The organism is Streptomyces sp. NPDC044063 (assembly GCF_056434285.1).
The window spans coordinates 172938-197881 of record NZ_JBWKFM010000008.1; the positions used below are offsets into that span (position 1 = coordinate 172938).

Genomic DNA, 24944 nt, shown 5'->3' on the forward strand with positions numbered 1-24944 from the left:
CATCAACGGCGACGGCAAAGCCGACTACCTCACCGTCCAGGACAACGGAGTAGTCAACGCCTGGATCAACAACGGCGGCAGCGGCCACGGCGGCTGGAGCGACTACGGCACCTTCGCCCCCAGCGTCGGCGAACCCGGAAGCAAGGTCCGGATCTAGCTTCCCCTCCGCTTCACAGTGATGCGGCTCGAAGGATCACCCCGGCGGGCCCTGGACCGCGCGCTCCGGCCCACGGCCCGTCACCGCTCTCTTCCGTAAGCCTCTGCCGACGTAATCGGCGTCGCAGAACTCTCCATGCCTTCCTTGGACAATCGACAGTGAGCCTGACACTCCCTTCCAGCTCCAAGCTGCCCGGAAGACCTTCCGCCGCAGCGGTTCGCCTGGACTCCCTCACAGGTCTCCGGTGGTACGCGGCTCTTTTCGTCGCCTGCTTCCACTTCGCCTACGAGGATTCCGCCTCCGGCACCTCGTTACATGTCAGCAGGCTGAAAGAAGTCGTCTACGCCGGCCCCTCGGCCGTGTCCTTCTTCTTCGTCCTCTCCGGATTCGTCCTCGCCTGGTCGGCACGGCCGCGGGACACCGTCACCGGGTTCTGGCGGCGCCGCTTCGCCCGTATCTATCCGAGCCATGCGGTGACGTTCTGCGTGGCCGCGGTCACGATGGTCTGGATGGGCAAGGCACTCGATCCCCGTATCGCGCTGGCCAACCTCAGCCTGACCCAGGCCTGGGCCCCGAACCGGAGCGAGTGGTGGTTCGGCTACAACGGTGCCTCCTGGTCGCTGAGCTGCGAACTCCTCTTCTATCTGTCGTTCCCCCTGGTGGTGGGGGTTCTCCGGCGTCTTTCCATCGGCGGTCTCCGGGCCGTGCTGGCCCTGGGGGCGCTGTGCGTCGTCCTGGCCCCGCTGGGTGTGGCGTCCCTCGGGCCGGCGACCGGGCTGGACTCCCGGTTCGTCCTCTACATCTTCCCGCCCATGCGACTGATCGAGTTCATGATCGGCATCGCGGTCGCCCTGCTCGTGAAGGCCGGCGCCTGGCGGGGTCCGGGGCTCGTCGCCAGTCTCGCCCTTTCCGTGCTGGTCGCCTTCGGGCCGGTCCACGTCATGCCCTACGACTTCAGCTGGAGCGCCGACACGATCGTCCCGTACACCTTCACCATCGCCGCCGCCGCACGCGCCGACATCCGCGGCGAGCCGTCGCCTTTCCGGAACCGTGCGAGCGTGTATCTGGGTGAGGTCTCCTTCGCCTTCTACCTCGTGCACGAGATCGTCATCTACAGCACGAATCACTTCCTCAAGACGCATCACCTCACCATCCCCCTGACCGTGCACTGGGGACTGGCCATGGCGATTTCGCTCACCGGTGCCGTGCTCCTCCACGAGTACGTGGAGAAGCCCTGCGTGAAGCTGCTGTCCCGGAGCCGGCGGAAGGCAGGGCCGGTCACGCCATGACCGGGTCCCCACCCACTCCTCCTACTTCAGCGCCCCCGCCGTCAGCCCCGCCTGGACCTGGCGCTGGAAGACGATGTACGCGGCCAGCACCGGCAGCATGGCCATCACCAGGCCCGCGAAGAGTCCCGACCAGTCGCCCTTGTAGCCCTGGCTGACCGCCAGGGCCACGAGGCCCTGGGGCAGGAGCTTCTTGTCGTCGTCGCCCACGTTCAGCACCGTCGGCAGCAGGTACTGGTTCCACTGGCCCAGGAAATTGAAGATCCCCACGCTGATCAGCCCTGGCCGGGCCATCGGCAGCATCACCTGGAAGAAAGTGCGGGAGTGCGAGGCCCCGTCGATCAGGGCCGCCTCCGCGACCGACGTCGGCAGGGTCCGGAAGAATCCACTGAGGAAGAAGATGGTGAACGGCAGCGAATAGGCGATGTAGACCAGGATCAGCCCGTGATAGGTGTTCAGCAACTGCATGTTCTCCATCACGAAGAACAGCGGCACGAGCGCCAGAATGATGGGGAAGCTCATTCCGGCGACGAAGAGGTAGTAGATGAAGCGGTTGCCGGGGAAGTCGAAGCGCGCCAGGACGTAGGCCGCCATCGAGCCCAGCAGCATCGTGCCGGCCAGCGAACCCGCCACCACGATCACCGAGTTGAGGAAGTACTGGCTCATGTGCGCCTGGGACCAGGCGCGGCCCCAGGCGTCGGCGTGGAGGCCGCTCGGGGGCGCCCACGGCGAGGTGAAGATCTCCTTGTCCGTCTTGAACGCGCTCATCACCGCCCACAGCAGCGGCAGGGTGACCATCAGCCCCCACAGCAGCAGCACGCCGTGCGAGAAGACGTTGAGGACGCCGCCCTCGCTGCCCATGCGGCTCCCGCGCGGGCCGGCCGCCGGCCCGGCCCCGCGCTGCGCCGGGATGCCGGAGCCGGTGCCGGAACCGGAACCGGTCCCGGAGCCGGTGCCGGAACCGGAGCCCCCGCCCCGCACGGACCGGGAGAACAGAGAACGGGTCGTGCGTACGCGCATCAGTACTCCAGTCGCTCGCGCCGGCCGAGCTTCATGACGATGCCCGCGAACACCAGCGTGACGACGAGCAGGGCGACCCCCAGCGTGGTCGCGTAGCCGGCCTGGCCGTCACGGAACGCCTTGCTGTAGAGGTAGAAGGAGAGCACTTCGGTGGAGTAGTCCGGTCCGCCCGGCCCGATGGTCATGATCTGCACCACGGCGAACGAGTCCAGCGCCATGATCCCCATGTAGACCCAGCCCGTCTGCACGGTGTCCCACAGCAGCGGGAGCGTGATGCGGAAGAAGGTCTGGGCGCGCCCCGCGCCGTCCAGCAGCGCGGCCTCGTAGAAGTCGCGGGGGATGGAGCTCATGCCGGCCGAGAACAGCACCACGTAGAAGCCGACGTTGCTCCAGACCATCACCGCCATCACGCACCACAGCGCCAGGTCCGGGTCGCCGAGCCACGAGGGGCGCACGGAGTCCAGGCCGACGGCGCTCAGGAAGGAGTTCAGGGCACCGCTGTTGGGGTTGTAGGCGAACTGGAAGAGCAGGGCGACGATGGCGATCGAGAGGACCTGCGGGAAGAAGTAGACGACCTTGTAGATGCCGGAGCCGCGTACTCCGGCGATCGCCGCGTTCTTCCTGCGCCGGCCGCCGACGTTGAGCATGAAGGCGAAGAACAGCCCGAGGCCGATCGTCACCAGTGGCAGCACCAGCAGCAGGAGGACGTTGTGCCCGACGGACGTCCAGAAGATGTCGTCGTTCCACAGCCGCCGGTAGTTGGCGAACCCGGTCATCCGGAAGTCCGGGCTCAGTCCGGTCCAGTCGGTGAAGGAGTAGTAGATGGCCTGGACGAACGGCGAGATGACGAAGACGCCGTAGAGCACCAGGGGAACGAGCAGGAACCCCGCGACGAAGCGGTACTTGCCGTGCTGCATGGGCCGCCACCGCTCACTTGTGCTTGTACTTCTTGACCGCGTCGTCCTTGGCGGTCTCGTCGGCGAAGCGCTGGATCTTGGTGATGGCCTCGTCCGGGGTGAGCCGGCCCGCCATCATCTCGCCGATCGCCGCGACGCCGATCTTCTCCTTCTGCAGGGCGACGTACCAGTCCTGGATCCGCGGGTTGACGACGTTCCTGCCGGCCTTGACGAGCGCCTCCTGCGAGGACGCCAGGCCCGGCGGCATGGTGAGGCCCTCGGTGCCGCCGTTGAGGGAGGTCAGCGACGAGACGGACCTGATGAAGTTCTGGGAGGACTTCTTGCCGAGCATGACGCGCAGCAGTTCCATGCCGCCCTGCGGGTTGCGGGCGTTGCGCGGCACGATGAAGGGCTCACCGCCGGAGGCCCAGAGGGTGCCGAACGGCATCTTGTCGTTCTTGTCGAGGCCCGAGGGGGCCCCGACGGCCATGTCGAAGTCCTTCGGCGTGGTTCCCTTCGACTCGTGCTCCACCCAGGAGCCGTTGGGGATGAACAGCGCCTTCCCCTGGTTCCAGGCGGTCTGCGAGTCGATGTGGGTCAGGCCCGGGGAGCCCTGGAGGATGTAGCCCTTGCGGTAGAGCTCGTAGTACGCCTCGAACGCGGCCTTGACGGCGGGGTCCTTCCAGGCGCCCGGCTCCAGGTCGTCGATTCTCCTGAGCACCTCGACACCGCCGATCTTGGCGATGAAGGGGTAGAGGCTGAACGGCACGTAGTACGGGTACTTGCCCGCGTACGTCCAGCCGGCGATGCCCTTCTTCTTGGCCGCCTCGCAGACCTTGAGCATCTCGTCCCAGGTCTCCGGGTACCGAGCGTCCAGCTTGGCGAGGTTGGTGCGCGAGTACCACACGCCGTAGACGGTGTAGGCGTAGTAGAGGATCCAGGTCTCCTTGCCCTCGAACTGCCCCATCTCCACCACGCCGGGGCGCAGGGTGTCGCGCACCTTCTTCGCCGGGTCGTCGTAGGAGGGCGCGTCCAGCAGGGCGTTGAGGTCGGTGAGCTGCTGCTTGCCGACGAGGGTGCCCATGTCCATCTGTTTGGCACCGGAGTTGTCGATGAGGTCCGGTGGGGTGCCGCCGTTGAAGCGGGGCTGGAGCTGGGTCTGGATCTCCTGGGTGGCGGAGTGCTTCACCTGGACCTCCGGGAAGGCCTTCTTGTACTCGGCCTCGGCGTCCTTGGCGTACTGCTGGCCGAAGCCGCCGTCGAAGATGACGACGTCGAGGGGCGCCTTCTCGTTGACGGCCAGCGGGTTCCGCTCGGTCTTCTTCCCCTTGTCCACCTGTTTGCCGCTCCCGCTGTCGCCGCCGCTCGCGCAGGCGCTGAGCGCGCCCACCGAGGGCGCCGCGAGCAGTCCGATCGCCGCCGCCCGCTTGATGAGGTCGCGCCGGCCGTATTCCGAGGTGGATCCCATGCTCAAGTCCTCGCCTTCTCCAGGACTCAGGCGGTGTGACGGTCTCCCCTTGGGCGTTCGCCGTGAACGAAGGTCCCGACACCGCGGGTCGTGTGCATCTGGATGTGCTGGGCGTACGGGACGTGCGGGAGGTGCGCCGGGGGGGAGGGGTGCCGCGGTGTGCTCGGGCCGGTTCCCCCGGGTCCGCGCGGCGGGCGCGGCGGCCCGCCCGGATGCCGACAGGTATAGTCCACTCCGATCAACTGGGCAAGATCGGGAGCGTCTTCCGCCGCGAGTCTTTCCCGAGTTGAGACCTCGCGCCGCCCTGTGCCGCGCCCCCGTCGCCCGGCCGGCGACACCAGCGCCGAGACCCTTGACACCACTGATGTCGCACGCCCTACTTAACACTGCGCGGCTTGTATGACAACGTTGTCGGCTTTCTGGAGAGGCTAGGGATGCGACACAGACTCGGGTACCTCCGATGGCGTACGCTCGCCCGCCCCACCGCTCTGTTCGCAGCCACCGTACTGATGACGACCGCTCAGGTCACGCAAGGCGCCGGGGGCGTGGCGGCGTCGCCCGCCGGCTCCCGGGGCGCCGCCACGGAGAGCTTCGCGTCCTCCTTCGAGGCGGGCGAGCCGCAGCCCGCCTGGCGCGACACCGTCGAGACCGACCGCGCGGGCCACCGCCGCTCCGCCGGGGTGGACGGCGACGACACCAGTGGCATCCCGGGCAATGTGACGGACAAGGTCACCGCCGTCCGCGCCAGCGGCGAGCACGCCGAGGCGGGCGAGGTCAAGGAGAACCTGATCGACGGTGAGAGCACCACCAAGTGGCTCGACTTCGAGCGGACCGCCTGGCTCGAGTTCGACCTGTCCGAGCCCGTCACGGCCGTACGGTACGCGCTGACCTCCGCCAACGACGCCCCCGGCCGTGACCCCCGGGACTGGACCCTCAAGGGCTCCGGCGACGGCAGGAGCTGGACGACCCTGGACACCCGGCACGACGAATCGTTCGAAAAGCGCCTCCAGACACGCGAGTTCGGCTTCGGCGGCACCACGGCCTTCCGGCACTTCCGGCTGGAGATAACCCGCAACAGCGGCGACACCATCCTCCAGCTCGCCGAGGTGCAGCTGGCCGTCGCCGGCACCGGCACTCCCCCGCCCGCCGACATGCGCAGCCGCGTCGACCGGGGCCCGACCGGCTCACCCACGGCCAAGGCCCGGGCGGGCTTCACCGGCGTCCGCGCCCTGCGCTACGGCGGCATGCACCGGGCGACCGGCCGGGGCTACTCGTACAACAAGATCTTCGAGGTGAACACCCGGGTCACCCGGCGCACCCGGCTGGCCTACAAGGTCTTCCCCGCCATGCCCGAGCCGGACGCCCGCTACCCCGCCACCCACGTCTCGCTCGACCTGGCGTTCACCGACGGCACCTATCTGAGCGACCTCGGCGCCGTCGACCAGCACGGCGCCCCCCTGACGCCCCAGGGCCAGGCCGCGTCGAAGACGCTGTACGTCAACCAGTGGAACGACCGGACGTCGGACATCGGCGCGGTGGCGGCCGGCAAGACCGTCGAGCGCGTCCTGATCGCCTACGACTCGCCGGTGGGCCCGGCGCGCTTCCGCGGCTGGGTGGACGACGTCTCCCTCGCCCCGGCCCCCGCCGAGCGGACGCCCGCGCACCCGGCGGACCGCGCGGTCACCACCCGCGGCACGAACTCCAGCTCGAACTTCTCCCGGGGCAACACCTTCCCCGCGACCGCCGTCCCGCACGGCTTCACCTTCTGGACCCCGGTGACCAACGCCGGCTCCACCGACTGGCTCTACCAGTACGCGGCCACCAACAACGCGGCCAACCTCCCCACCGTCCAGGCCTTCTCCGCCGGCCACCAGCCCAGCCCCTGGATGGGCGACCGGCAGACCTTCCAGGTCATGCCCTCGGCCGCCGCCGGCACCCCCGACGCCTCGCGCGGCGCCCGCGCCCTGCCCTTCCGGCACGAGCGCGAGACGGCACGGCCGCATTACTACGGCGTCTCCTTCGAGAACGGCCTCAGGGCCGAGCTGGCCCCCGCCGACCACGCCGCGATGATGCGCTTCACCTTCCCCGGCGACGACGCCTCCGTCGTCCTCGACAACGTCAGGAACCAGGGCGGCCTCACCCTCGACCCCGGCGGCCGGTCCTTCACCGCCTACTCCGACGTCCGCAGCGGCCTGTCGACGGGCGCCGGCCGGCTGTTCGTCTACGGCGTCTTCGACCGGCCGGTCACCGCGAGCGGCCGGCTCAAGGGCGACGGTCCCGGGAACGGCGAGGGCGTCACCGGCTATCTGCGCTTCGACGCCGGCCGGGACCGCACGGTCACCCTCCGCCTGGCGACCTCCCTCATCGGCACCGAGCAGGCCCGCGCCAACCTCGAGCAGGAGATCCCCGAGGACACCTCCTTCGATCGGGTCACGACCCGCGCCCGCGCCGCGTGGGACGAGGTCCTCGGCCGTGTCGAGGTCGAGGGCGCCACCCGCGACCAGCTCACCACGCTCTACTCCAGCCTCTACCGGCTCTACCTCTATCCCAACTCCGGATTCGAGAACACCGGCTCCCGCGGCCGGCCCCGCCCCCGCTACGCCAGCCCCTTCTCCCCGCCCGCCGGCCAGGACACCCCGACCACCACCGGCGCGAAGATCGTCGACGGCGAGGTGTACGTCAACAACGGCTTCTGGGACACCTACCGCACCAGCTGGCCGGCCTACGCCCTGCTCACGCCCCGGCGCGCCGGGCGGCTCGTCGACGGCTTCGTCCAGCAGTACAAGGACGGCGGCTGGATCTCCCGCTGGTCCTCCCCCGGCTACGCCGACCTCATGACCGGCACCAGCTCCGACGTCGCCTTCGCGGACGCCTACGCCAAGGGCGTCCCCTTCGACGCGGAGGCGGCGTACGAGGCCGCGCTGAAGAACGCCACCGTGGCCCCGGACAGCCCCGGCACCGGCCGCAAGGGCATGGACACCTCGGTCTTCCTCGGCTACACCAGCACGGCGACCCGTGAGGGCCTGTCCTGGGCGCTGGAGGGCTACCTCAACGACTTCGGGATCGCCCGCATGGCCCGCGGTCTCTACGAGCGGACACACAAGGCCCGCTACCGGGACGAGGCCGCCTACTTCCTCGACCGGGCCCGGAACTACGTGAAGCTCTTCGACTCCCGGATCGGCTTCTTCCAGGGCCGGGACGCGAGCGGCGCCTGGCGCCTCGCCCCCCATGCCTACGACCCGCGCGTATGGGGTCACGACTACACCGAGACCAACGGCTGGAACTTCGCCTTCACCGCCCCCCAGGACACCCGCGGCCTGGCCGCCCTCCACGGCGGCCGCGACGGCCTGGCGAAGAAGCTCGACGGCTACTTCACCACCCCCGAGACCGGCGCCCCGGAGTTCGCCGGCTCCTACGGCGGCGTCATCCACGAGATGACCGAGGCCCGGGACGTCCGCATGGGGATGTACGGGCACAGCAACCAGGTCTCGCACCACATCGCCTACCTCTACGACGCCGCCGGGCAGCCGTGGAAGACCCAGGAGAAGGTCCGCGAGGTCCTCTCCCGGCTCTACCTCGGCAGCGACATCGGCCAGGGCTACCCGGGCGACGAGGACAACGGCGAGATGTCCGCCTGGTACGTCTTCAGCGCCCTCGGCTTCTACCCGCTGGTGATGGGCCAGGGGGAGTACGCGATCGGCTCGCCCCTCTTCACCCGCGCCACCGTCCACCTGGAGAACGGCCGCGACCTCGTCGTGAAGGCCCCGCGCAACAGCGCCCGCAACGTCTACGTCCAGGACGTACGCGTCAACGGCCGGCCCTGGACCTCCACCGCCCTCCCGCACGCCCTGCTGGCGAAGGGCGGCACCGTGGAGTTCGCCATGGGCCCGCACCCCTCCGCGTGGGGCTCGGGCCCGAACGCCGGCCCCACCTCCATCACCCGCGACGACACGGTCCCCGTGCCCGCCTCCGACCAGACCGTGCCCGGCGCCACCGCCCTCACCGACAACAGCTCCCGCACCTCCGCGTCCTTCACCACCACCCCGCTGGAGGTCACCCCAGGCGCCCGGGTGGAGTCCTACACCCTCACCTCCGCCGACCGCGCCAAGGCCCCGCACGGCTGGGTCCTCGCCGGCTCCGACGACGGCTCCACCTGGCACACGGTCGACCGCCGGGCCGGCGAGTCCTTCGCCTGGGACCGGCAGACCCGCGTCTTCGGCCTGCGCTCCCCCGCCGCCTACCGCCACTACCGGCTGGAGGCTGCGGGCGGCGATTCGGTGCTGTCCGAAGTCGAACTGATGGGCCACCAAACCGGTTGACTTGTAAGGGTTATGTGAAAAGATCACGCTGATCGAGTGGTGTGCCCGTATTTATGCGGGCACACCCCGTTCTTTTCCGCATTTCCCCACATATCGATGGAGCACTACGTGGCCCTTTCCTCCGGCCGTTCGCGCGGGCGCGCCCTGTCGCACCTCGTCACCGCGGCGATAGCCGCAACCCTGGTCGGTACCACTGCCGGGACCGCCATGGCGGCCTCCCCGGCGAGCGGCTCCACCGCCGCCCGCGACGCCGCCCGCGGCCTGGCCAAGGTCGCCGCGGCCCCGGCGGCCCCGCAGAAGTCCGGCATCGCCAAGGCCGCCCCCGGCGTGGCCGCCCCGCGCGCCGTCGCCGCCCCCTCCGCCAAGGCCCCCGTCATGCCGCTCAGCGCGGTCAACGACGCCGGCGAGCTCTACTTCTACGGCCCCGACGGCAAGGGCGGCCTGACCTCCCGCGAGCTGATCGACACCGGCTGGGACAGCCTCCGCGCCGCCGCCCACGTCGACCACGACGGCAACGGCATCCCCGACGGCACGTACGTCCTGAGCAAGTCGGAGGAGGTCTGGTACTCCGACGGCGGCAACGGCAAGCGCGTCGCCGACGACTGGGGCCAGTACGACTCCTTCTTCTCCCCCGGCGACCTCGGCGGCTCGAAGCAGTCCGACATCCTCGTCCGCGACCGCTCCGGCGTGCTGTTCCTCTACACCGCCAACGCCGACGGCTCGCTGTCCGGCCGCAAGAAGGTCGGCCCGGGATGGGGCCAGTTCACCGAGCTCACCGGCCGCGGCGACCTCACGGGTGACGGCAAGACGGACATCGTCGCCCGCGACAAGGACGGCGTCCTCTGGCTCTACAAGGGCACCGGCGACGCCACCAAGCCCTTCGAGGCCCGCACCAAGATCGGCCCCGGCTGGAACCAGTTCAACGACCTGGTCGCCACCGGTGACGTCGACCTCGACGGCCGCGCCGACATGATCGCCCGCCACGAGGACGGCTCGCTGTGGCTGTACAAGGGCACGGGCAAGGCCTCGGCGCCCTTCCAGTCCCGCGTGAAGATCGGCAACTCGGGCTGGAACCAGTTCCGCTGGATGTTCTGATCCGGACTGTGTGACGACGCGAGGGCCGCGCTCCTGGAAGGGGGTGCGGCCCTTGTTCGTTCCCAATTACCTTAATTGCAGCAGGCGTTCGATGGTTCACGATCTCAAGTGATCATGGTTGGCGGGACGGCATCGAGGGCTACGCTTGGCCGGGTGACTCAGCCCAGGAACACGGACCCGTACGCCGACGCCCGCGCGTTCTACGGCTCCGAACTGCGCCGCCTGCGCGAGGAGGCCGGCCTTTCGCAGCGGGAGCTCGGAGATCGGATCTTCTGCTCCGGCACGTATATCGGCCAGTTCGAGGTAGCGCACCGGCGCCCGCAACTGGAGCTTTCAAAACTGTTGGACGAGGTGCTGGGCAGCGGCGAGCATTTGCAGCGCCTCTGCCGATTGAGCCGTGCGGCCAAGGGGGTGGCCAGCTACTTCGCAGACGCCGCAGATCTGGAGCTGCGTGCGAAGACGATCAGCGAGTACGCACCCGTGCTGATGCCGGGGCTGCTCCAGACAGAGGACTATGCTCGCGCCGTCGTCCGCGCGTCCAAGCCGTTCGCCTCGACGGAAACCGTCGAGCAGTACGTCCGGGCCCGCATGGATCGCCAGCAGCTTCTCAGCGACCCGTCACATCCCGTGATGTGGGTGGTCCTCCAGGAGTCGGTCCTGTGGTCGCACATCAGTGGCCCGGCCGGAATGCGGCAGCAGCTCCAGCACGTGATGGAGATGGCGCAACGGTCCCGGATCGTGGTGCAGGTGCTCCCCTTCACCGCCATGGCCGAGGCGTTCATGGACAGCATGGTGATGCTCATGGACTTCTGCGACGGTCCTCCGGTCGTCTACACCGAGGGAGCCAACAGCGGCCAGCTCATCGAGGACACGACGCTGGTGGAGAGCAGCTGGAAGTCCTACGATCTCGTCAGGGCAGCGGCCCTCTCACCGGGGGCGTCCCTCAGCCTTATCGAATCGACAGCGGAGGGGTACGGGTCACGATGAGTGCCTTACTCGACCCGACCGGACGGGCGTGGCGAAGTTCGTCGTACACCAACGGCTCCGGCGGCAACTGTGTCGAAGTCAGCGACTGGCGGAAGTCCTCGTACAGCGATGGCACGGGCGGCAGCTGCGTCGAGGTCGCCGACTGGCGCACGTCCTCCTACAGCAACGGAGACGGTGGCAGTTGCGTCGAAGTCGCTGACGGCATAGCAGACATCATCTCTGTCCGCGACACCAAGACCGCCCCCCACGGAACGGTCATCGTCTTCCCGGCCCCCGCCTGGGCCACCTTCGTCCGAGCCGTCAAGCACGGCTCGGACGCCCACTCGGACGTCGTCGCCTGACCAGCCTGACAAGCGACCGCACCGGCCGCACTAGGGCCACCGCCACGCCCGCCAACGGCAGCACCAGCAGCAGGATCTGGACGCAGGCGGCGGCCATCGCCACAACCTGATGGCCGGAGGTGCCCGCATTCCGGAGAAGCGCGGCGACGCGCTCCCCGTCGGCCGCCAGCAGCTGCGGCAGATTGACGAGCACCAGGCCCAGCTGAAGGCTCAGCACCGGCACCAGGAACAGCACCCACACCGCCACCACGACCTGCGGTCGACGCTTGAGGGCGCGGAGGCGCTCGTCCGGGGGACAGCGGAGGACTACGCGCTTGAGAATCGGGGCGATGTAGGTGAAGAGGTCGGGGATGCCGATGAGGTCGGCGACGATGTAGTAGCCGTCGAACCGCAGCGTGGGCAGGAGCTGCTGGAACATCTCCAGGTGGACGCTGAGGATCGCGACCAGCAGCGGCGCGAACCCCGTCGCCGCGTACAGCGCGCCCAGGCCGAGGACGAAGAGGGCGTTGAAGTAGACGCCGCCCAGGTCGGCTCGGAGGCGCCCGGTGCGGCCGAGCCGGTAGGAGCTGGTGATGTCGGTGTAGAAGGCGGGCCAGACGAGGTAGATGCCGCAGCCCATGGCGCCGGGGCGGACGCCGCCGTAGCGGCATGCGGCCCCGTGGCCGAGTTCGTGGAAGGCGCAGGAGGCGACGGCGAGGAGGACGACGAGGAGGACGTCGGGCGGGGACGTGAGGACGGCCCGGAGCGCGGCGCCGCTGTCGCTCGTCGTCCACAGCCAGGTCTCGCAGGCGACGAACGCGGCGAGGGCCAGCAGTACGAGCAGGGGCCGGAAGAGCCAGGCGAAGAGGCCGGAGAGGAACCAGGTGACGTGTTCCGGGACGACGGCCAGCCGGAAGCGGAAGGCGAGGAAGGGGTCGGGGCGGGGGACGGGCGGCGGTGGGGTGCCGTCGCTGTGGGTGGTGACGCCGAGAGGGGCGAGTTTCTCGTCGAGGAGGAAGGCGACGTGTGCCGCTGTGAACGCGCGGCCGTTCTCGCGGCTCAGCTCGGCGGCGACCGTGTCCAGGACCGGTCCGGGTGGTCGGCCCTGCTCCCGGCGCCCGTTCTCCAGGGCCCGTACGACCTGGTAGAGGAGGGCCGGGAGCCGGACGAGCCGCCCGTCGGGGCGGCAGACCAGGTGCGGCGGCTCACGGTATCCGGAGTCCTCGAACGCGCCGACCAGTTCGATACCGGCCACGAGCCGGGGCTCGCCGGTCCGGTTCGCCGCGTCGGCGCGCTGTGCGGATGGCGGTGACATGGGCGCTGCTCTCCATGGGATGGCCTGCGGGGGTCGCGGGGAGGGGCCGAGGGGCTCCCGGCCCCTCCCCGGCGCGTACGGCGGGCGGGCCGCTACGCGATCAGTGGCTGGAGACGGCCGCGGGGACGCAGGTCATGAACGCGGACGGCTGCCGGCCCAGGCCGACGACCTCGCCGAGCAGGCCCGGCGTGCCCTCGTGGCCGCCGGTCTGGCAGGCGGAGAGCATGGTGGTGCCGTGGTCGTGCGGCACGGGGGCGAAGACGCCGCCGCCCGAGGCCGCGGCGGAGCTGCTGGCGCCGGAGGCGGCGCCGGCACCCGGGTCGCCGGGGCCGGCGAGGCTGAGGGGCGTGGCCACGACGCCCATGACGGTCCGCTCGGGCAGCACCTCACCCGTGATGGCGTCGAGTTCGTCGAAGCTGATGGCGTTGTCCATGTTTCGTCCGTTTCCCTTCGTGTGCCTGGAGACGTGAAGGCGGCGATCAGCGGCTGGAGATGGCCGCGGGAACGCAGGTGGTGCTGTAGCCGGGAGAACTGGAGGCGAGTCCCAGTGCGACGAGGAGCGGGGGGCTGCCCGCGTGCTGCCGGTACTGGCAGGCGTAGGCGACCGTGGTGCCGTGCTCCGTTCTCACCAGGGTGGGAAACACCGGTTGTTCGGTTCCTGTCGTGCCCGCCGGCAGTGGCACGCTCGACAGGGCGATCCGGGGCGGAAGTTCTTCCCCGGACAGCCGGTCGAGTTCCCCGAAGGTGACGGGGGATCCCATCGCTCATTCCCTCCCTCAGGGGCGACGCCGTCGCGTCGTCCCGGGCGGGACACTAACCCGCATGGGCATGCGTAACACCTCATCAATCGCCCCATCACCCAGTCGTGTTGGGAGTTGCCCCGGGAGAGTGCAGGAGGGAACACAGACCCGGCGAACACCATGGAACGGGCGCAGAAACGCCGAAGGGCCGCACCCCGTCGGAACGGGGTGCGGCCCTTCAGTGGCCTACCGGCTCACCGGACCGGGCTGGTGTCAGCCGCGGATCAGGTTGCGCAGCACGTACTGCATGATGCCGCCGTTGCGGTAGTAGTCCGCCTCACCGGGGGTGTCGATGCGGACAACCGCGTCGAACTCGACACCGGTGTCGGTGGTGACCTTGACCGTGCTCGGGGTGGTGCCCTCGTTCAGCTCGGTGATGCCCGCGATGGAGAAGGTCTCCTCGCCGGTCAGGCCGAGCGAGTCGGCCGACTGGCCGGCCGGGAACTGGAGCGGCAGGACGCCCATGCCGATGAGGTTCGAGCGGTGGATGCGCTCGTACGACTCGGTGATGACGGCCTTGACGCCGAGGAGGGCCGTGCCCTTGGCCGCCCAGTCGCGGGACGAGCCGGAGCCGTACTCCTTGCCGCCCAGGATGACCAGCGGGATACCGGCGGCCTGGTAGTTCTGCGAGGCGTCGTAGATGAACGACACCGGCGCGTCGGCCTGGGTGAAGTCGCGGGTGAAGCCGCCCTCGGTGCCCGGCGCGATCTGGTTGCGCAGGCGGATGTTGGCGAACGTACCGCGGATCATGACCTCGTGGTTGCCTCGGCGGGAGCCGTAGGAGTTGAAGTCACGACGCTCGACACCGTGCTCGGTGAGGTACTTGCCGGCCGGGGTGTCGGCCTTGATGGCGCCGGCCGGGGAGATGTGGTCGGTGGTGACCGAGTCGCCCAGCTTGGCCAGGACGCGGGCGCCGGCGATGTCGGCGACCGGGGCCGGCTCCATCTGCATGCCCTCGAAGTACGGGGGCTTACGGACGTAGGTGGACTCGGCGTCCCACTCGAAGGTGTTGCCGGTCGGGATCGACAGGGCCTGCCACTGGGCGTCGCCCGCGAAGACGTCCTGGTAGGACTTGCTGAACATGTCCTCGCCGATGGCGGAGGCCACGACGTCGTTGACCTCGGCCTCGGTCGGCCAGATGTCCTTGAGGTAGACCGGGTTGCCGTCGGTGTCGGTGCCGAGGGCGTCCTTGGTGATGTCCACCTTCATGGAGCCCGCGATGGCGTACGCGACGACCAGCGGCGGGGAGGCCAGGTAGTTCATCTTGACGTCGGGGTTGATGCGGCCCTCGAAGTTGCGGTTGCCCGAGAGGACCGAGGTCACGGCCAGGTCGTGCTCGTTGACGGCCTTGGAGACCTCCTCCGGCAGCGGGCCGGAGTTGCCGATGCAGGTGGTGCAGCCGTAGCCGACGAGGTTGAAGCCGACCTTGTCGAGGTAGGGGGTCAGGCCCGCCTTGTCGAAGTAGTCGGTGACGACCTTGGAGCCCGGGGCGAGGGTGGTCTTGACCCACGGCTTGCGGGTCAGGCCCTTCTCGACCGCCTTCTTGGCCACGAGCGCGGCGGCGACCATGACGTAGGGGTTCGAGGTGTTGGTGCAGGAGGTGATCGCGGCGACGGTGACGGCGCCGTGGTCGATCTCGTAGGTGGAGCCGTCGGGGGCCGTGACCGTGGTCGGGCGGGACGGGACACCGTCGGAGGCGGCCGGGGCGTCGGAGGCCGGGAAGGACTCCACGCCCGCCTCGTCGGCGGTGGAGACGTAGTTGAGGACGTCGCGCTCGAACTGGGCCTTGGCGTCGGCCAGGACGATGCGGTCCTGCGGGCGCTTCGGGCCGGCGATGGAGGGGACGACCGTGGAGAGGTCGAGCTCGAGCTTCTCGGAGAAGTCGGGCTCGGCGGCCGGGTCGAGCCAGAGGCCCTGCTCCTTGGCGTAGGCCTCGACGAGCGCGACCTGCTGCTCGGAGCGGCCGGTGAGCTTGAGGTAGTTCAGGGTCTCGCCGTCGATCGGGAAGATCGCGGCGGTGGAGCCGAACTCGGGCGACATGTTGCCGATGGTGGCGCGGTTGGCCAGCGAGGTGGCGGCGACGCCCTCACCGTAGAACTCGACGAACTTGCCGACGACGCCGTGCTTGCGCAGCATCTCGGTGATCGTGAGGACGAGGTCGGTGGCGGTGGTGCCGGCCGGGAGCTCACCGGTCAGCTTGAAGCCGACGACGCGCGGGATGAGCATGGAGACCGGCTGGCCGAGCATCGCGGCCTCGGCCTCGATGCCGCCGACGCCCCAGCCGAGGACGCCGAGGCCGTTGACCATGGTGGTGTGCGAGTCGGTGCCGACCAGGGTGTCCGGGTAGGCCTGACCGTTGCGGACCATGACCGTACGGGCCAGGTGCTCGATGTTCACCTGGTGGACGATGCCGGTGCCCGGGGGGACGACCTTGAAGTCGTCGAACGCGGTCTGGCCCCAGCGCAGGAACTGGTAGCGCTCCTTGTTGCGGCCGTACTCCAGCTCGACGTTCTGGGCGAACGCGTCGTTGGTGCCGAACTTGTCGGCGATGACGGAGTGGTCGATGACCATCTCGGCCGGCGAGAGCGGGTTGATCTTCGCCGGGTCGCCGCCGAGGGCCGCGACGGCCTCACGCATGGTGGCGAGGTCGACGACACAGGGCACACCGGTGAAGTCCTGCATGATCACGCGGGCCGGCGTGAACTGGATCTCCTGGCTGGGCTGGGCCTGCGAGTCCCAGTTGCCCAGCGCGCGGATGTGGTCGGCGGTGATGTTCGCGCCGTCCTCCGTGCGGAGCAGGTTCTCCAGCAGCACCTTCAGGCTGTAGGGCAGGCGAGCGGAACCCTCGACCTTGTCCAGCCGGAAGATCTCGTACGACTCGTCGCCCACCTGCAGCGTGCTACGGGCGTCGAAGCTGTTCGCCGACACGACAGTCTCCTTCATGCATGAATTCGCGTACTGCGGCAATCCTGCCGCCCCGATGGCGCGCGCGTACGCTAAGGTGTGCCTAAGTTAGGTACGCCTTACTGGCGCGACAGCGGTACGCCTCTCGGCAGATATCTCGATGTCGAGATAACTCTAGTACATGGACGGGGTCCGGTCATGTCCGGATGGGCCGTCCGGTATGAAAAATGTGGCATTGGGTGACGTAACCCCACGGTCCGGCCCGAGTCCCCCCTGACCGGCCGCGATCCTGACCGGCAGCCGCGATCCTGACCGGCAGCCGCGATCCTGACTGGCAGCCGCGATCCCGCCCGAGGATGCTGGAACGCGTGAGGGCACGGAGCGCGGGACGCGGGGCCGTCGACGGCGCCAGGAGCGGATGCCTGAGCCACCTCGCCTGGCTGCCGGTCCTCCTGCTGGCCGGCGGCGCCGCGCTCGACTACAACACACCCCCGCACTTCAGCGCCGAGGCCTTCTACACGGCCGCGCCGATGACGGCCGCCGCCCTGCTGTCGCTGCCCGCGACGGTCCTGGCGGGCATCGGCGCGTGCGTCGCGGACGCGGCCCTGCTCGCCCACTTCGGCTTCCTCGACGACTCGGGCGGACGCAGCGAGCTGGCCACGGTCGCCACCGTCTCGGCCTTCGCCGTCGTCCTCAACCGGCTGATCCGCTACAGCGACGAGCGCCTGCGGTCCGCGCGCCGCGTCGCGCTCGCCGTGCAGCGCGCCGTGCTGCCCGAGCCACCGGCCGCGATCGGCGCCCTGCGGATCGCCGTGCGCTACCAGTCGGCCGTACGGGAGGCGCAGATCGGCGGCGACCTGTACGGCGTGCAGGACACCCCGTACGGCGTGCGGTGTGTCGTCGGGGACGTCCGGGGCAAGGGCATGGAGGCGGTCAAGGCCGTGGACGTGGCGCTGGGCGCGTTCCGGGAGGCGGAGGAGGAGCCGGCGCTCGCCGGCGTCGCCGCGCGGCTGGACCGGTCACTGGTCCGGGAGGCGGAGCGGCGGGCGGGCATCGAGAAGGTGGAGGGCTTCGTCACCGCCGTGCTGGCCGAGTTCCCGCACACCGGCGACGAGCTGCGGCTGATCAACCGCGGCCACCCGCCGCCGCTCGTGCTCCACGGCGGGACCGTGCGGCCGGTGTGGCCGTCCGAACCGGCCCTCCCCCTGGCGCTGGCGGTCCTGGCCGGCGGCGAGGACCGGACGGACACGGTGCCGTTCCCGCCGGGGGCGACCCTGCTGCTCTACACCGACGGCCTCACCGAGGCGCGGGACCACGACGGCGTCTTCTACGACCCCGTCGCCGCCCTGACGGGCCACGTCTTCGGCGGACCGGAGGCGCTGCTGGACAACCTGCTCACGGGGGTGGCCCGCCACACGGACGGGCGCATCACGGACGACATGGCGCTGCTGGCGGTGACGCGGGTGGAGAGCGGCGGCGGGGCCTGACGGGCCCCTCAGGCCCGCGCGTCCACCTCGCGCAGGAACTCCGGCACGCGGCGGTTCACCAGGGCCACCGGCATGCCGTGACCGGCGCCGGGGACGACCTCGACCCGGGCGTCGGGCAGGAGCCGGCGGGCCCGGTCCGCGGCACGCCGGGCGTCGAGCACTCCGCTGGCCCCGCCGAGCAGGACGAGGGCGGGAACGGTGACGGAGCGCAGCTCCTCGTCGCCCACGGGCTGCGGCGGCAGGAGCCGTACGCGGAAGCCGCGCAGGGCCTCCAGCGTGAAGCGGGCCTGGGCGTCCTCCTCGGCCGCCGGGACGCCCGTACCGCCGATCATGCCGTCCAGCAGGCGGCGCCGGAGGCGGGCGGAGGGGGCGAGCAACAGGCCGACGGACGCGAGAGCGAAACCGGGCTTGAGGGGCGCGAGGGCGCGCGGCGGGTCGTACACGGCCACCGACGCGACACGCCCGGGAGCGCGCACGGCCTGATTGAGCGCCACCCAGCCGCCGTACGAGTGCCCCACGAGATGGGCCCGCTCGATCCCGAGCCCGGCGAGGACCTCCTCCAGCCAGGCGGCCATGTCCTCCCCGGTGCGCAGGGGCGCGGTCTGCGGGCTGTACCCCGGCTCCCCCACCCGGTCGACGGCGAACACCGGCCGCCCGTCGGCCAGCGCGGCCACGTGCGGCCCCCACTCGCCGGGCCCGGCGCTCTGCCCGTGGAGGAGGACGACGGGGGTGCCGTCGCCACCGGAGTTGAAGGTGTGGACCCGGGTGGTGCCGAAGCGGGTACGGACATCACGCTGCTCACGCGGTTGCGGCCAGTACGCCATGACGTCGTCGTAGGCGGCGAGTACGCGTATCCGCGCGTCGTCGCCGGTGAACGAACCGATGTGAGTGCCCATGAGGCCCCCTCCCCCGTACGGGCGGCCGGTGCGGCCACCGTCGCGCCGATCCTCGCAGCCGGGCCGGCCTGGCCGGGCAGCGGGGGTGGTTCACCAGTTCGGAGGAACGCTGGGCCGAACGGGCGGGATGCCAGGACGGATTGCTGTAGACCGTGGACAGTCGTCATGCTGCCGTCACCATGTCCCCGGGAGGACCCGATGAGCGCGCAACCTCACACCTACGCAGCCGACGACCCCGAGAAGGCGTTGAAGTATGCGATCCAGCACATCGAGGGGGATCGAGTGCAGATCGTGGAGGGGGTTATCACCATGATGTCACCGAGCTGGGGTCACGAATCGGCCGCCGACTCGATCCGCCGGCAGATCGAACCCACGGTGAGAAAGCTGAGCTGCATCACGGGTTCGGGCGATCTCGATCTGCCCGGTACCCCCAATTGGTACATCCCTGATGTCGCCGTCGTTCCAAAGGACTTGGCGAAGGGGGCGGGGGCCCTGCTCCCCGACCAGACCCTCTTGATCGTCGAAGTCACCTCCGATTCCAACGGCGACACCGACCGGGTGGTGAAGCGCCGCCGCTACGCCGAGTTCGGCGCCCCCCTGTACCTGCTCGTGGATCGCCAGGAACGCACCTGCACGCTCTTCGGTGAGCCGAGTCGCCTCGGCTACACCAGCACGGACGGCCCCCACCCCTTCGGCACGCCACTCCCTCTCCCCACCCCCTTCGACCTGGAGCTCGACACGTCGGACTTCTGAGGTCCATGCCGCCATCCGATTGTTCGGATAGGCGAAAGAGCACGTGGAGAGGCCATGGCGCGCGATGAAGGAATCTCATATCTGAGATACCGTCTATCCCATGACAGACGCGTACCTCGGCCGCATCGGCAAGCTCATCCGTGACGCCCGGCAGCACCGTGGCTGGACACAGTCCCAGCTCGCGGACGCTCTCGGGACGAGCCAGAGCGCGGTCAACCGCATTGAGCGGGGAAATCAGAACATCAGTCTTGATATGATCGCCCGCATCGGGGAGGCGCTCGACAGCGAGATCGTCTCGCTCGGGTACGCCGGGCCCATGCACCTGCGCGTCGTCGGCGGGCGCCGCCTGTCCGGCGCGATCGACGTCAAGACCAGCAAGAACGCCTGTGTCGCGCTGCTGTGTGCCACGCTCCTCAACGCCGGCCGCACGACGCTGCGCAGGGTCGCGCGGATCGAGGAGGTCTACCGCATCCTCGAGGTGCTCGCCAGCATCGGCGTCCGGCACCGCTGGATCAACGACGGCAACGACCTCGAGATCGTGCCGCCCGCCGAACTCGACCTGGCCGCGATGGACACCGAGGCGGCGCGCCGCACCCGCAGCGTCATCATGTTCCTGGGTCCGCTGCTCCACCGCATGGACCACTTCAAGATCCCGTACGCCGGCGGCTGCGACCTCGGCACCCGGACCGTCCAGCCGCACATGACGGCACTGCGCCACTTCGGCCTGGAGATCACGGCCACCGACGGCACATACCACGCCCAGGTGGATCGTTCCGTCTCCCCCACCCGCGCCATCGTCCTGACCGAGCGCGGGGACACGGTCACCGAGAACGCCCTGCTCGCCGCCGCCCGCCACGCCGGTGTCACGGTCATCCGCAACGCCAGCTCCAACTACATGGTCCAGGACCTCTGCTTCTTCCTGGAGGAGCTCGGCGTACGCGTCGAGGGCATCGGCACGACCACCCTCACCGTGCACGGCGTGGCCCGGATCGACCGCGACGTGGACTACGCCCCGTCCGAGGACCCGGTCGAGGCCATGAGCCTGCTGGCCGCCGCGGTCGTCACGGAGTCGGAGCTGACGATCCGCCGGGTCCCGGTGGAGTTCATGGAGATCGAGCTCGCCGTCCTGGAGGAGATGGGCCTCGACCACGAGCGCAGCGCCGAGTACCGCGCCGACAACGGCCGCACCCGCCTGCTCGACCTGACCGTGCGCCCCTCCAAGCTCTGCGCGCCGATCGACAAGATCCACCCGATGCCGTTCCCCGGCCTCAACATCGACAACGTGCCCTTCTTCGCGGCCATCGCCGCGTTCGCCCAGGGCCAGACCCTCATCCACGACTGGGTCTACGACAACCGCGCCATCTACCTCACCGACCTCAATCGCCTCGGCGCGGACGTCAAGCTCCTCGACCCCCACCGCGTCCTGGTCGAGGGCCCCACCCGCTGGCGCTCCGCCGAGATGATGTGCCCCCCGGCCCTGCGCCCCGCCGTGGTCGTCCTCCTCGCCATGATGGCCGCCGAGGGCACCTCGGTCCTCCGCAACGTCTACGTCATCAACCGCGGCTACGAGGACCTGGCCGAGCGCCTCAACTCGATCGGCGCCCAGATCGAGACGTTCCGGGACATCTGACAGGTCGTCCGGCTGCTTCCCGCGGCTGTCGTGAACGGCCCCTTCCGCCGCTGCGGGAGGGGCCGTTCATGCGTTGCGGCCGGGTTCGCTGTAGTCTGACCGCTCGGTCAGGATGCTGACCGCTCGGTCAGACGACGGAGGGGGACCATCATGGAGCGCACCACCTGTTGCATCGTCGGGGGCGGGCCCGCCGGGCTGATGCTGGGGTTGCTGCTGGCGCGGGGCGGGGTCGGGGTGACCGTGCTGGAGAAGCACGGGGACTTCCTGCGGGACTTCCGGGGGGACACCGTGCACCCCTCCACGCTGCGGCTGCTGGACGAGCTCGGACTCGGGGAGCGGTTCGCCGGGCTGCCGGCGCGGCGGCTCGAGGAGGTGCTCATGCACATCGGCGACATCGAGGTGCCGCTCTCCGATCTGCGGCGGATACCCGGGCGCCACAAGTACATCGCCATGGTCCCGCAGTGGGACTTCCTCGACCTGCTGGCCGGCGCGGCGGCCGAGGAGCCCGCCTTCGACCTGCGCATGCGCACCGCCGTCACCGGTCTGATGACCGACGGCGGACGCGTGACGGGAGTGCGGTACAAGGGGCCCGACGGCAAGCGGGGGGAGATCGCCGCCGGGCTCGTCGTCGCCTGCGACGGGCGGGGCTCCGTCGTGCGCGCGGCCGCCGGGATGCGGCCGGAGTACGTCGACGTGCCCATGGACGTGTGGAACGTCCGGGTGCCGGCCCAGGACGACAGTTCCAAGGACGGCCGCGTCTTCATGCGGAGTCTCGGTGACCGGTTCGCCGTGACCATGGACCGCGGCGACTACTACCAGACCTCCTACCTCATCAGGAAGGGCGCGGACGACGAGCTGCGCGCCCAGGGCATCGAGTGGTTCCGCGAGCGGATCGGCGAACTCTTCGGCTGGGGGCAGGAGGTGACGGATGCCATCGGGTCCTGGGACGACGTGAAGCTGCTGGAGGTGACGATGGGGCGGCTGCGGCGCTGGTACCGGCCGGGGCTGCTGTGCATCGGCGACGCGGCGCACATCATGTCGCCGACGGGCGGGGTCGGCGTCAACCTCGCCGTCCAGGACGCCGTGGCGACCGCCCGCCTCCTCGCCGGGCCGCTCCTGCGGGACGGGACCGCGACCGTCCGCGACCTCGCCCGCGTACAGCGCCGGCGCGAGCTGCCCGTGGCCGTGGTGCAGCGGACCCAGCGGAGCGAGCACGAGGCGCTGCTGCGGCCGGCCCTCGCCGGGACGCTCGACCCCGGGCGGCTGCCGCTGCCGTTCCGGCTGCTGCGGCGCGTACCGGCGCTGCGCACCGCCACCGGCTACCTCGGCGGGATCGGGGTGCGGCCGGAGCGGATCCCCGCCTTCGCCCGGGGCTGAGAGGCCTCAGCCCTCGCGGCCGATCGCGCGGAGCGTGAAGGCCACCAGTTCCTCCGCCGCCGCTCCGAGGTCGTACTCGGGGTGGACCAGCCAGTACGCGATCACGTTGTCGATCGCCCCGCCGATGGCCAGGGCCGTGGTGCGGGTGTCCAACGCGCGGAAGGCGCCCGTCTCCTGGCCCTCGGCCAGCAGGCGGGCGAGCTTCTGCCAGCGGTCGTGGGTGTCGTGGGAGCCCGGGGTCTTGAGGCGGGTGCCGCCGTGGTCGTCGAGGAGCATCTCGGTGATCACGCGGACGTGCCGGGGGTTCTCCCCCTGGTAGGAGATCATCGCGCGGACGTAGGCGACGAGCGCCGCCGCCGGGTCCGTCTCCCGCTCGACGCGCTCGGTCACGTACGCGGAGAACCGCTCCAGCACATGGTCCAGCGTGGCGCGGGTGAGGTTGTCCTTGGACGTGAAGTGGTAGAGGACCGCGCCCTTCGAGATGCCGGCCCGCTCGGCGATCGCGGCGAGCGACGTCGCGGGGTGGCCCCGGGTCGCGATCAGGTCGATCGTGCACTCGACGATCTGCCGGCGGCGGGCGCGCTCGGTGAACGTGCCGTCCTCGGGGCCGGCATCCGCACTCCGACGTGGGGTCACGGACACGCCTGCCTTTCCTCGCGCGGACCGGCCTCCCACCGTATCCCGCCCGCGGCTACGGCAGCACGGCGACCCCGTCCAGCTCCACCAGTGCCTGTTCGTCCCAGAGCCGGGTGGTGCCGACGACCGCCATCGCGGGGTAGTCGCGCCCAGCGAGGCGGCGCCAGACGGCGCCGAGCGCGCGGGCGTGCGCGCGGTAGGCGCCGACGTCGGTGGCGTAGACGGTGACCCGGGCCAGGTCGGCCGGGGTGCCCCCGGCGGCGCGCAGGGCGGCCAGGAGGTTGGCCAGGGCCCGCTCGAACTGCTCGGGCAGGCCGCCGGGGACGATCCCGCCGTCCGCGTCGAGCGCGGTCTGGCCGGCGAGGAGGACCAGGCGGCTGCCGGTGGCCGTGACGGCGTGGCTGAAGCCGGTGGGCGGAGAGAGCTCGGGCGGATTGTGGCGGTGCAGGGTCATCGGTAGAGCTCCTTGGCGATGATGGCGCGCTGGACCTCGGTGGCGCCCTCGTAGACGCGCGGGGCCCGGACCTCGCGGTAGAGGTGTTCGAGGAGGTGGCCGCGGCGCAGGGCGCGGGCGCCGTGGATCTGCACGGCGGCGTCGACGACGTACTGCGCGGTCTCGGTCGCGAAGAGCTTGGCCATCGCCGCGCGGCGGGCGATGCCCGGCTCGCCCGCGTCGTGGGCCGCGGCGGCCGCGAGGACGAGCAGGGCCGCGGCCTCGGTGCGGGTGGCCATCTCGGCGAGCTGGTGGGAGACGGCCTGGAGGTTCCGCAGCGGGCCGCCGAAGGCCTGGCGTTCATCCGCGTGGAGCAGAGCCGCGGCCAGGGCGGCGCGGGCCATGCCGACGGCGAAGGCACCGACGCTGGGGCGGAAGAGGTCGAGGGTACGCAGGGCGACGCCGAAGCCGCCGCCCACCTCGCCGAGGACGTCGTCCGGGCCGACGGGGACACCGTCGAAGGCGAGGGTGCCGACGGGGTGGGGGCTCAGCATCTCCAGGGAGGTGCCGGTGAGGCCGGGGCGGTCGCCGGGGACGAGGAAGGCGGTGATGCCGGCGGCGCCGGGGGCCGGGCCGGTCCGGGCGAAGACGGTGTAGAGGTCGGCCTCGGGGGCGTTGGAGATCCAGCACTTCTCGCCGGTGAGCCGCCAGCCGTCCCCTTTTCCGTCCGATTCCGCCCGCAGTCGCAGCGCCGCCGCGTCCGAGCCCGCCTCCGGCTCGCTCAGCGCGAAGGCGGCGATCAGCCGGCCGCCGACGACGCCGGGCAGCCAGCGTGCGCGCTGGGCCTCGGTGCCGGCGCTGAGGACGGGGTGGGCTCCCAGCCCCTGGAGGGCGAGGGCGGTCTCGGCCTCGGTGCACTCCTGGGCGAGCGACTCGCGCAGCAGGCACAGGTCCATGGCGCTCGTGGGGCCCTCGCCCGGCAACACCCGGCCGATCAGGCCGAGTTCGCCGAGCGCCACGACGAGCGGGCGGTTGACGCGGCCGGGGTCGCCCTGCGCCGCCAGAGGGCGCAGGCGCTCGGCGGCGAGCGCGCGGAGCTCGTCGCACCACGCCCGTCGCGCCTTGTCCAGTGTGAACGGAGTGGTCACCGGGTCCACCCTTCTGT

General features: G+C 70.6%; 20 protein-coding genes. 9 read left to right on the forward strand and 11 right to left on the reverse strand.

Going from position 1 to position 24944, the window contains the following annotated elements:
* The first annotated feature begins 315 nt into the window (after nucleotides 1-315).
* On the forward strand, nucleotides 316-1446 hold the full coding sequence (locus tag AC07BS_RS13170) for an acyltransferase family protein (protein WP_478932034.1): 1131 nt from the start codon (nucleotides 316-318) through the stop codon (nucleotides 1444-1446).
* A gap of 21 nt (nucleotides 1447-1467) precedes the next feature.
* Here AC07BS_RS13170 and AC07BS_RS13175 read toward each other — a convergent pair whose 3' ends face one another.
* From AC07BS_RS13175 to ngcE, 3 genes are read right to left on the reverse strand one after another with little or no spacing between them, the layout of a single operon-like run.
* Complete coding sequence (locus AC07BS_RS13175) at nucleotides 1468-2463, reverse strand: carbohydrate ABC transporter permease (RefSeq protein ID WP_478640651.1); 996 nt, start codon at nucleotides 2461-2463, stop codon at nucleotides 1468-1470.
* Complete coding sequence (locus tag AC07BS_RS13180) at nucleotides 2463-3380, reverse strand: carbohydrate ABC transporter permease (RefSeq protein WP_478640654.1); 918 nt, start codon at nucleotides 3378-3380, stop codon at nucleotides 2463-2465. The genes AC07BS_RS13175 and AC07BS_RS13180 overlap by 1 nt, the downstream gene beginning before the upstream one ends.
* Nucleotides 3381-3393: 13 nt before the next feature.
* A complete protein-coding gene (ngcE, locus tag AC07BS_RS13185; protein ID WP_478640657.1) occupies nucleotides 3394-4827 on the reverse strand; it encodes an N-acetylglucosamine/diacetylchitobiose ABC transporter substrate-binding protein in 1434 nt (477 codons plus the stop codon).
* Between the two features lie 434 nt (nucleotides 4828-5261).
* On the opposite strand from ngcE, the gene AC07BS_RS13190 reads away from it, so the two are divergent.
* The 4 genes from AC07BS_RS13190 (at nucleotide 5262) to AC07BS_RS13205 (ending at nucleotide 11569) form a co-directional block, all read left to right on the forward strand.
* Nucleotides 5262-9146: a GH92 family glycosyl hydrolase gene (locus AC07BS_RS13190; RefSeq protein WP_478932037.1), complete on the forward strand. Its 3885-nt coding sequence runs from the start codon at nucleotides 5262-5264 to the stop codon at nucleotides 9144-9146.
* Between the two features lie 108 nt (nucleotides 9147-9254).
* Nucleotides 9255-10241, forward strand: coding sequence for an FG-GAP repeat domain-containing protein (locus AC07BS_RS13195; protein ID WP_478932038.1), 987 nt, complete (start codon nucleotides 9255-9257; stop codon nucleotides 10239-10241).
* Between the two features lie 153 nt (nucleotides 10242-10394).
* The gene (locus AC07BS_RS13200; protein WP_478932040.1) at nucleotides 10395-11228 is read left to right on the forward strand and encodes a helix-turn-helix domain-containing protein; all 834 of its coding nucleotides are present in this window, start codon (nucleotides 10395-10397) and stop codon (nucleotides 11226-11228) included.
* Nucleotides 11225-11569, forward strand: coding sequence for a DUF397 domain-containing protein (locus tag AC07BS_RS13205; protein WP_478932042.1), 345 nt, complete (start codon nucleotides 11225-11227; stop codon nucleotides 11567-11569). The genes AC07BS_RS13200 and AC07BS_RS13205 overlap by 4 nt, the downstream gene beginning before the upstream one ends.
* On the opposite strand, the gene AC07BS_RS13210 is transcribed toward AC07BS_RS13205, so the two are convergent.
* From AC07BS_RS13210 to acnA, 4 genes are all read right to left on the reverse strand, one after another.
* Nucleotides 11529-12863, reverse strand: a complete 1335-nt coding sequence (locus AC07BS_RS13210) for a hypothetical protein (protein WP_478932044.1) — start codon at nucleotides 12861-12863, stop codon at nucleotides 11529-11531. The genes AC07BS_RS13205 and AC07BS_RS13210 overlap by 41 nt on opposite strands.
* A gap of 100 nt (nucleotides 12864-12963) precedes the next feature.
* Nucleotides 12964-13296, reverse strand: a complete 333-nt coding sequence (locus AC07BS_RS13215; protein WP_478640674.1) for a hypothetical protein — start codon at nucleotides 13294-13296, stop codon at nucleotides 12964-12966.
* A 46-nt stretch (nucleotides 13297-13342) separates the two neighbouring features.
* Entirely contained in the window at nucleotides 13343-13624 is a 282-nt protein-coding gene (locus AC07BS_RS13220) for a hypothetical protein (protein ID WP_478640675.1), read from the reverse strand.
* Nucleotides 13625-13876: 252 nt separating this feature from the next.
* The gene (gene acnA, locus AC07BS_RS13225) at nucleotides 13877-16591 is read right to left on the reverse strand and encodes an aconitate hydratase AcnA (RefSeq protein ID WP_478932047.1); all 2715 of its coding nucleotides are present in this window, start codon (nucleotides 16589-16591) and stop codon (nucleotides 13877-13879) included.
* 344 nt (nucleotides 16592-16935) lie between these two features.
* Between acnA and AC07BS_RS13230 the strand changes: the two genes are divergently transcribed.
* Entirely contained in the window at nucleotides 16936-18054 is a 1119-nt protein-coding gene (locus AC07BS_RS13230) for a PP2C family protein-serine/threonine phosphatase (RefSeq protein ID WP_478932049.1), read from the forward strand.
* Nucleotides 18055-18062: 8 nt separating this feature from the next.
* On the opposite strand, the gene AC07BS_RS13235 is transcribed toward AC07BS_RS13230, so the two are convergent.
* Nucleotides 18063-18950 carry an alpha/beta fold hydrolase gene (locus AC07BS_RS13235; protein WP_478640684.1) on the reverse strand — a complete coding sequence of 296 codons (888 nt, stop codon included), beginning with the start codon at nucleotides 18948-18950 and terminating at the stop codon, nucleotides 18063-18065.
* A gap of 198 nt (nucleotides 18951-19148) precedes the next feature.
* Here AC07BS_RS13235 and AC07BS_RS13240 point away from each other — a divergent pair, with 198 nt between their 5' ends.
* The 3 genes from AC07BS_RS13240 to AC07BS_RS13250 all read left to right on the forward strand — a co-directional run bounded on the left by AC07BS_RS13240 (nucleotide 19149) and on the right by AC07BS_RS13250 (nucleotide 22710).
* A complete protein-coding gene (locus AC07BS_RS13240; RefSeq protein ID WP_478932052.1) occupies nucleotides 19149-19703 on the forward strand; it encodes a Uma2 family endonuclease in 555 nt (184 codons plus the stop codon).
* 100 nt (nucleotides 19704-19803) lie between these two features.
* A complete protein-coding gene (locus AC07BS_RS13245; protein ID WP_478640689.1) occupies nucleotides 19804-21333 on the forward strand; it encodes a helix-turn-helix domain-containing protein in 1530 nt (509 codons plus the stop codon).
* Between the two features lie 150 nt (nucleotides 21334-21483).
* Entirely contained in the window at nucleotides 21484-22710 is a 1227-nt protein-coding gene (locus AC07BS_RS13250; protein WP_478640692.1) for an FAD-dependent oxidoreductase, read from the forward strand.
* 6 nt (nucleotides 22711-22716) lie between these two features.
* Here the strand turns inward: AC07BS_RS13250 and AC07BS_RS13255 are convergent, their stop codons facing one another.
* Genes AC07BS_RS13255 through AC07BS_RS13265 form a run of 3 tightly spaced genes read right to left on the reverse strand, consistent with a single transcriptional unit; the run spans nucleotide 22717 to nucleotide 24927 of the window.
* Nucleotides 22717-23352, reverse strand: a complete 636-nt coding sequence (locus AC07BS_RS13255) for a TetR/AcrR family transcriptional regulator (RefSeq protein WP_478640695.1) — start codon at nucleotides 23350-23352, stop codon at nucleotides 22717-22719.
* A 49-nt stretch (nucleotides 23353-23401) separates the two neighbouring features.
* Complete coding sequence (locus AC07BS_RS13260; RefSeq protein ID WP_478640698.1) at nucleotides 23402-23800, reverse strand: RidA family protein; 399 nt, start codon at nucleotides 23798-23800, stop codon at nucleotides 23402-23404.
* On the reverse strand, nucleotides 23797-24927 hold the full coding sequence (locus AC07BS_RS13265) for an acyl-CoA dehydrogenase family protein (RefSeq protein ID WP_478932055.1): 1131 nt from the start codon (nucleotides 24925-24927) through the stop codon (nucleotides 23797-23799). The genes AC07BS_RS13260 and AC07BS_RS13265 overlap by 4 nt, the downstream gene beginning before the upstream one ends.
* Nucleotides 24928-24944: the final 17 nt, after the last annotated feature.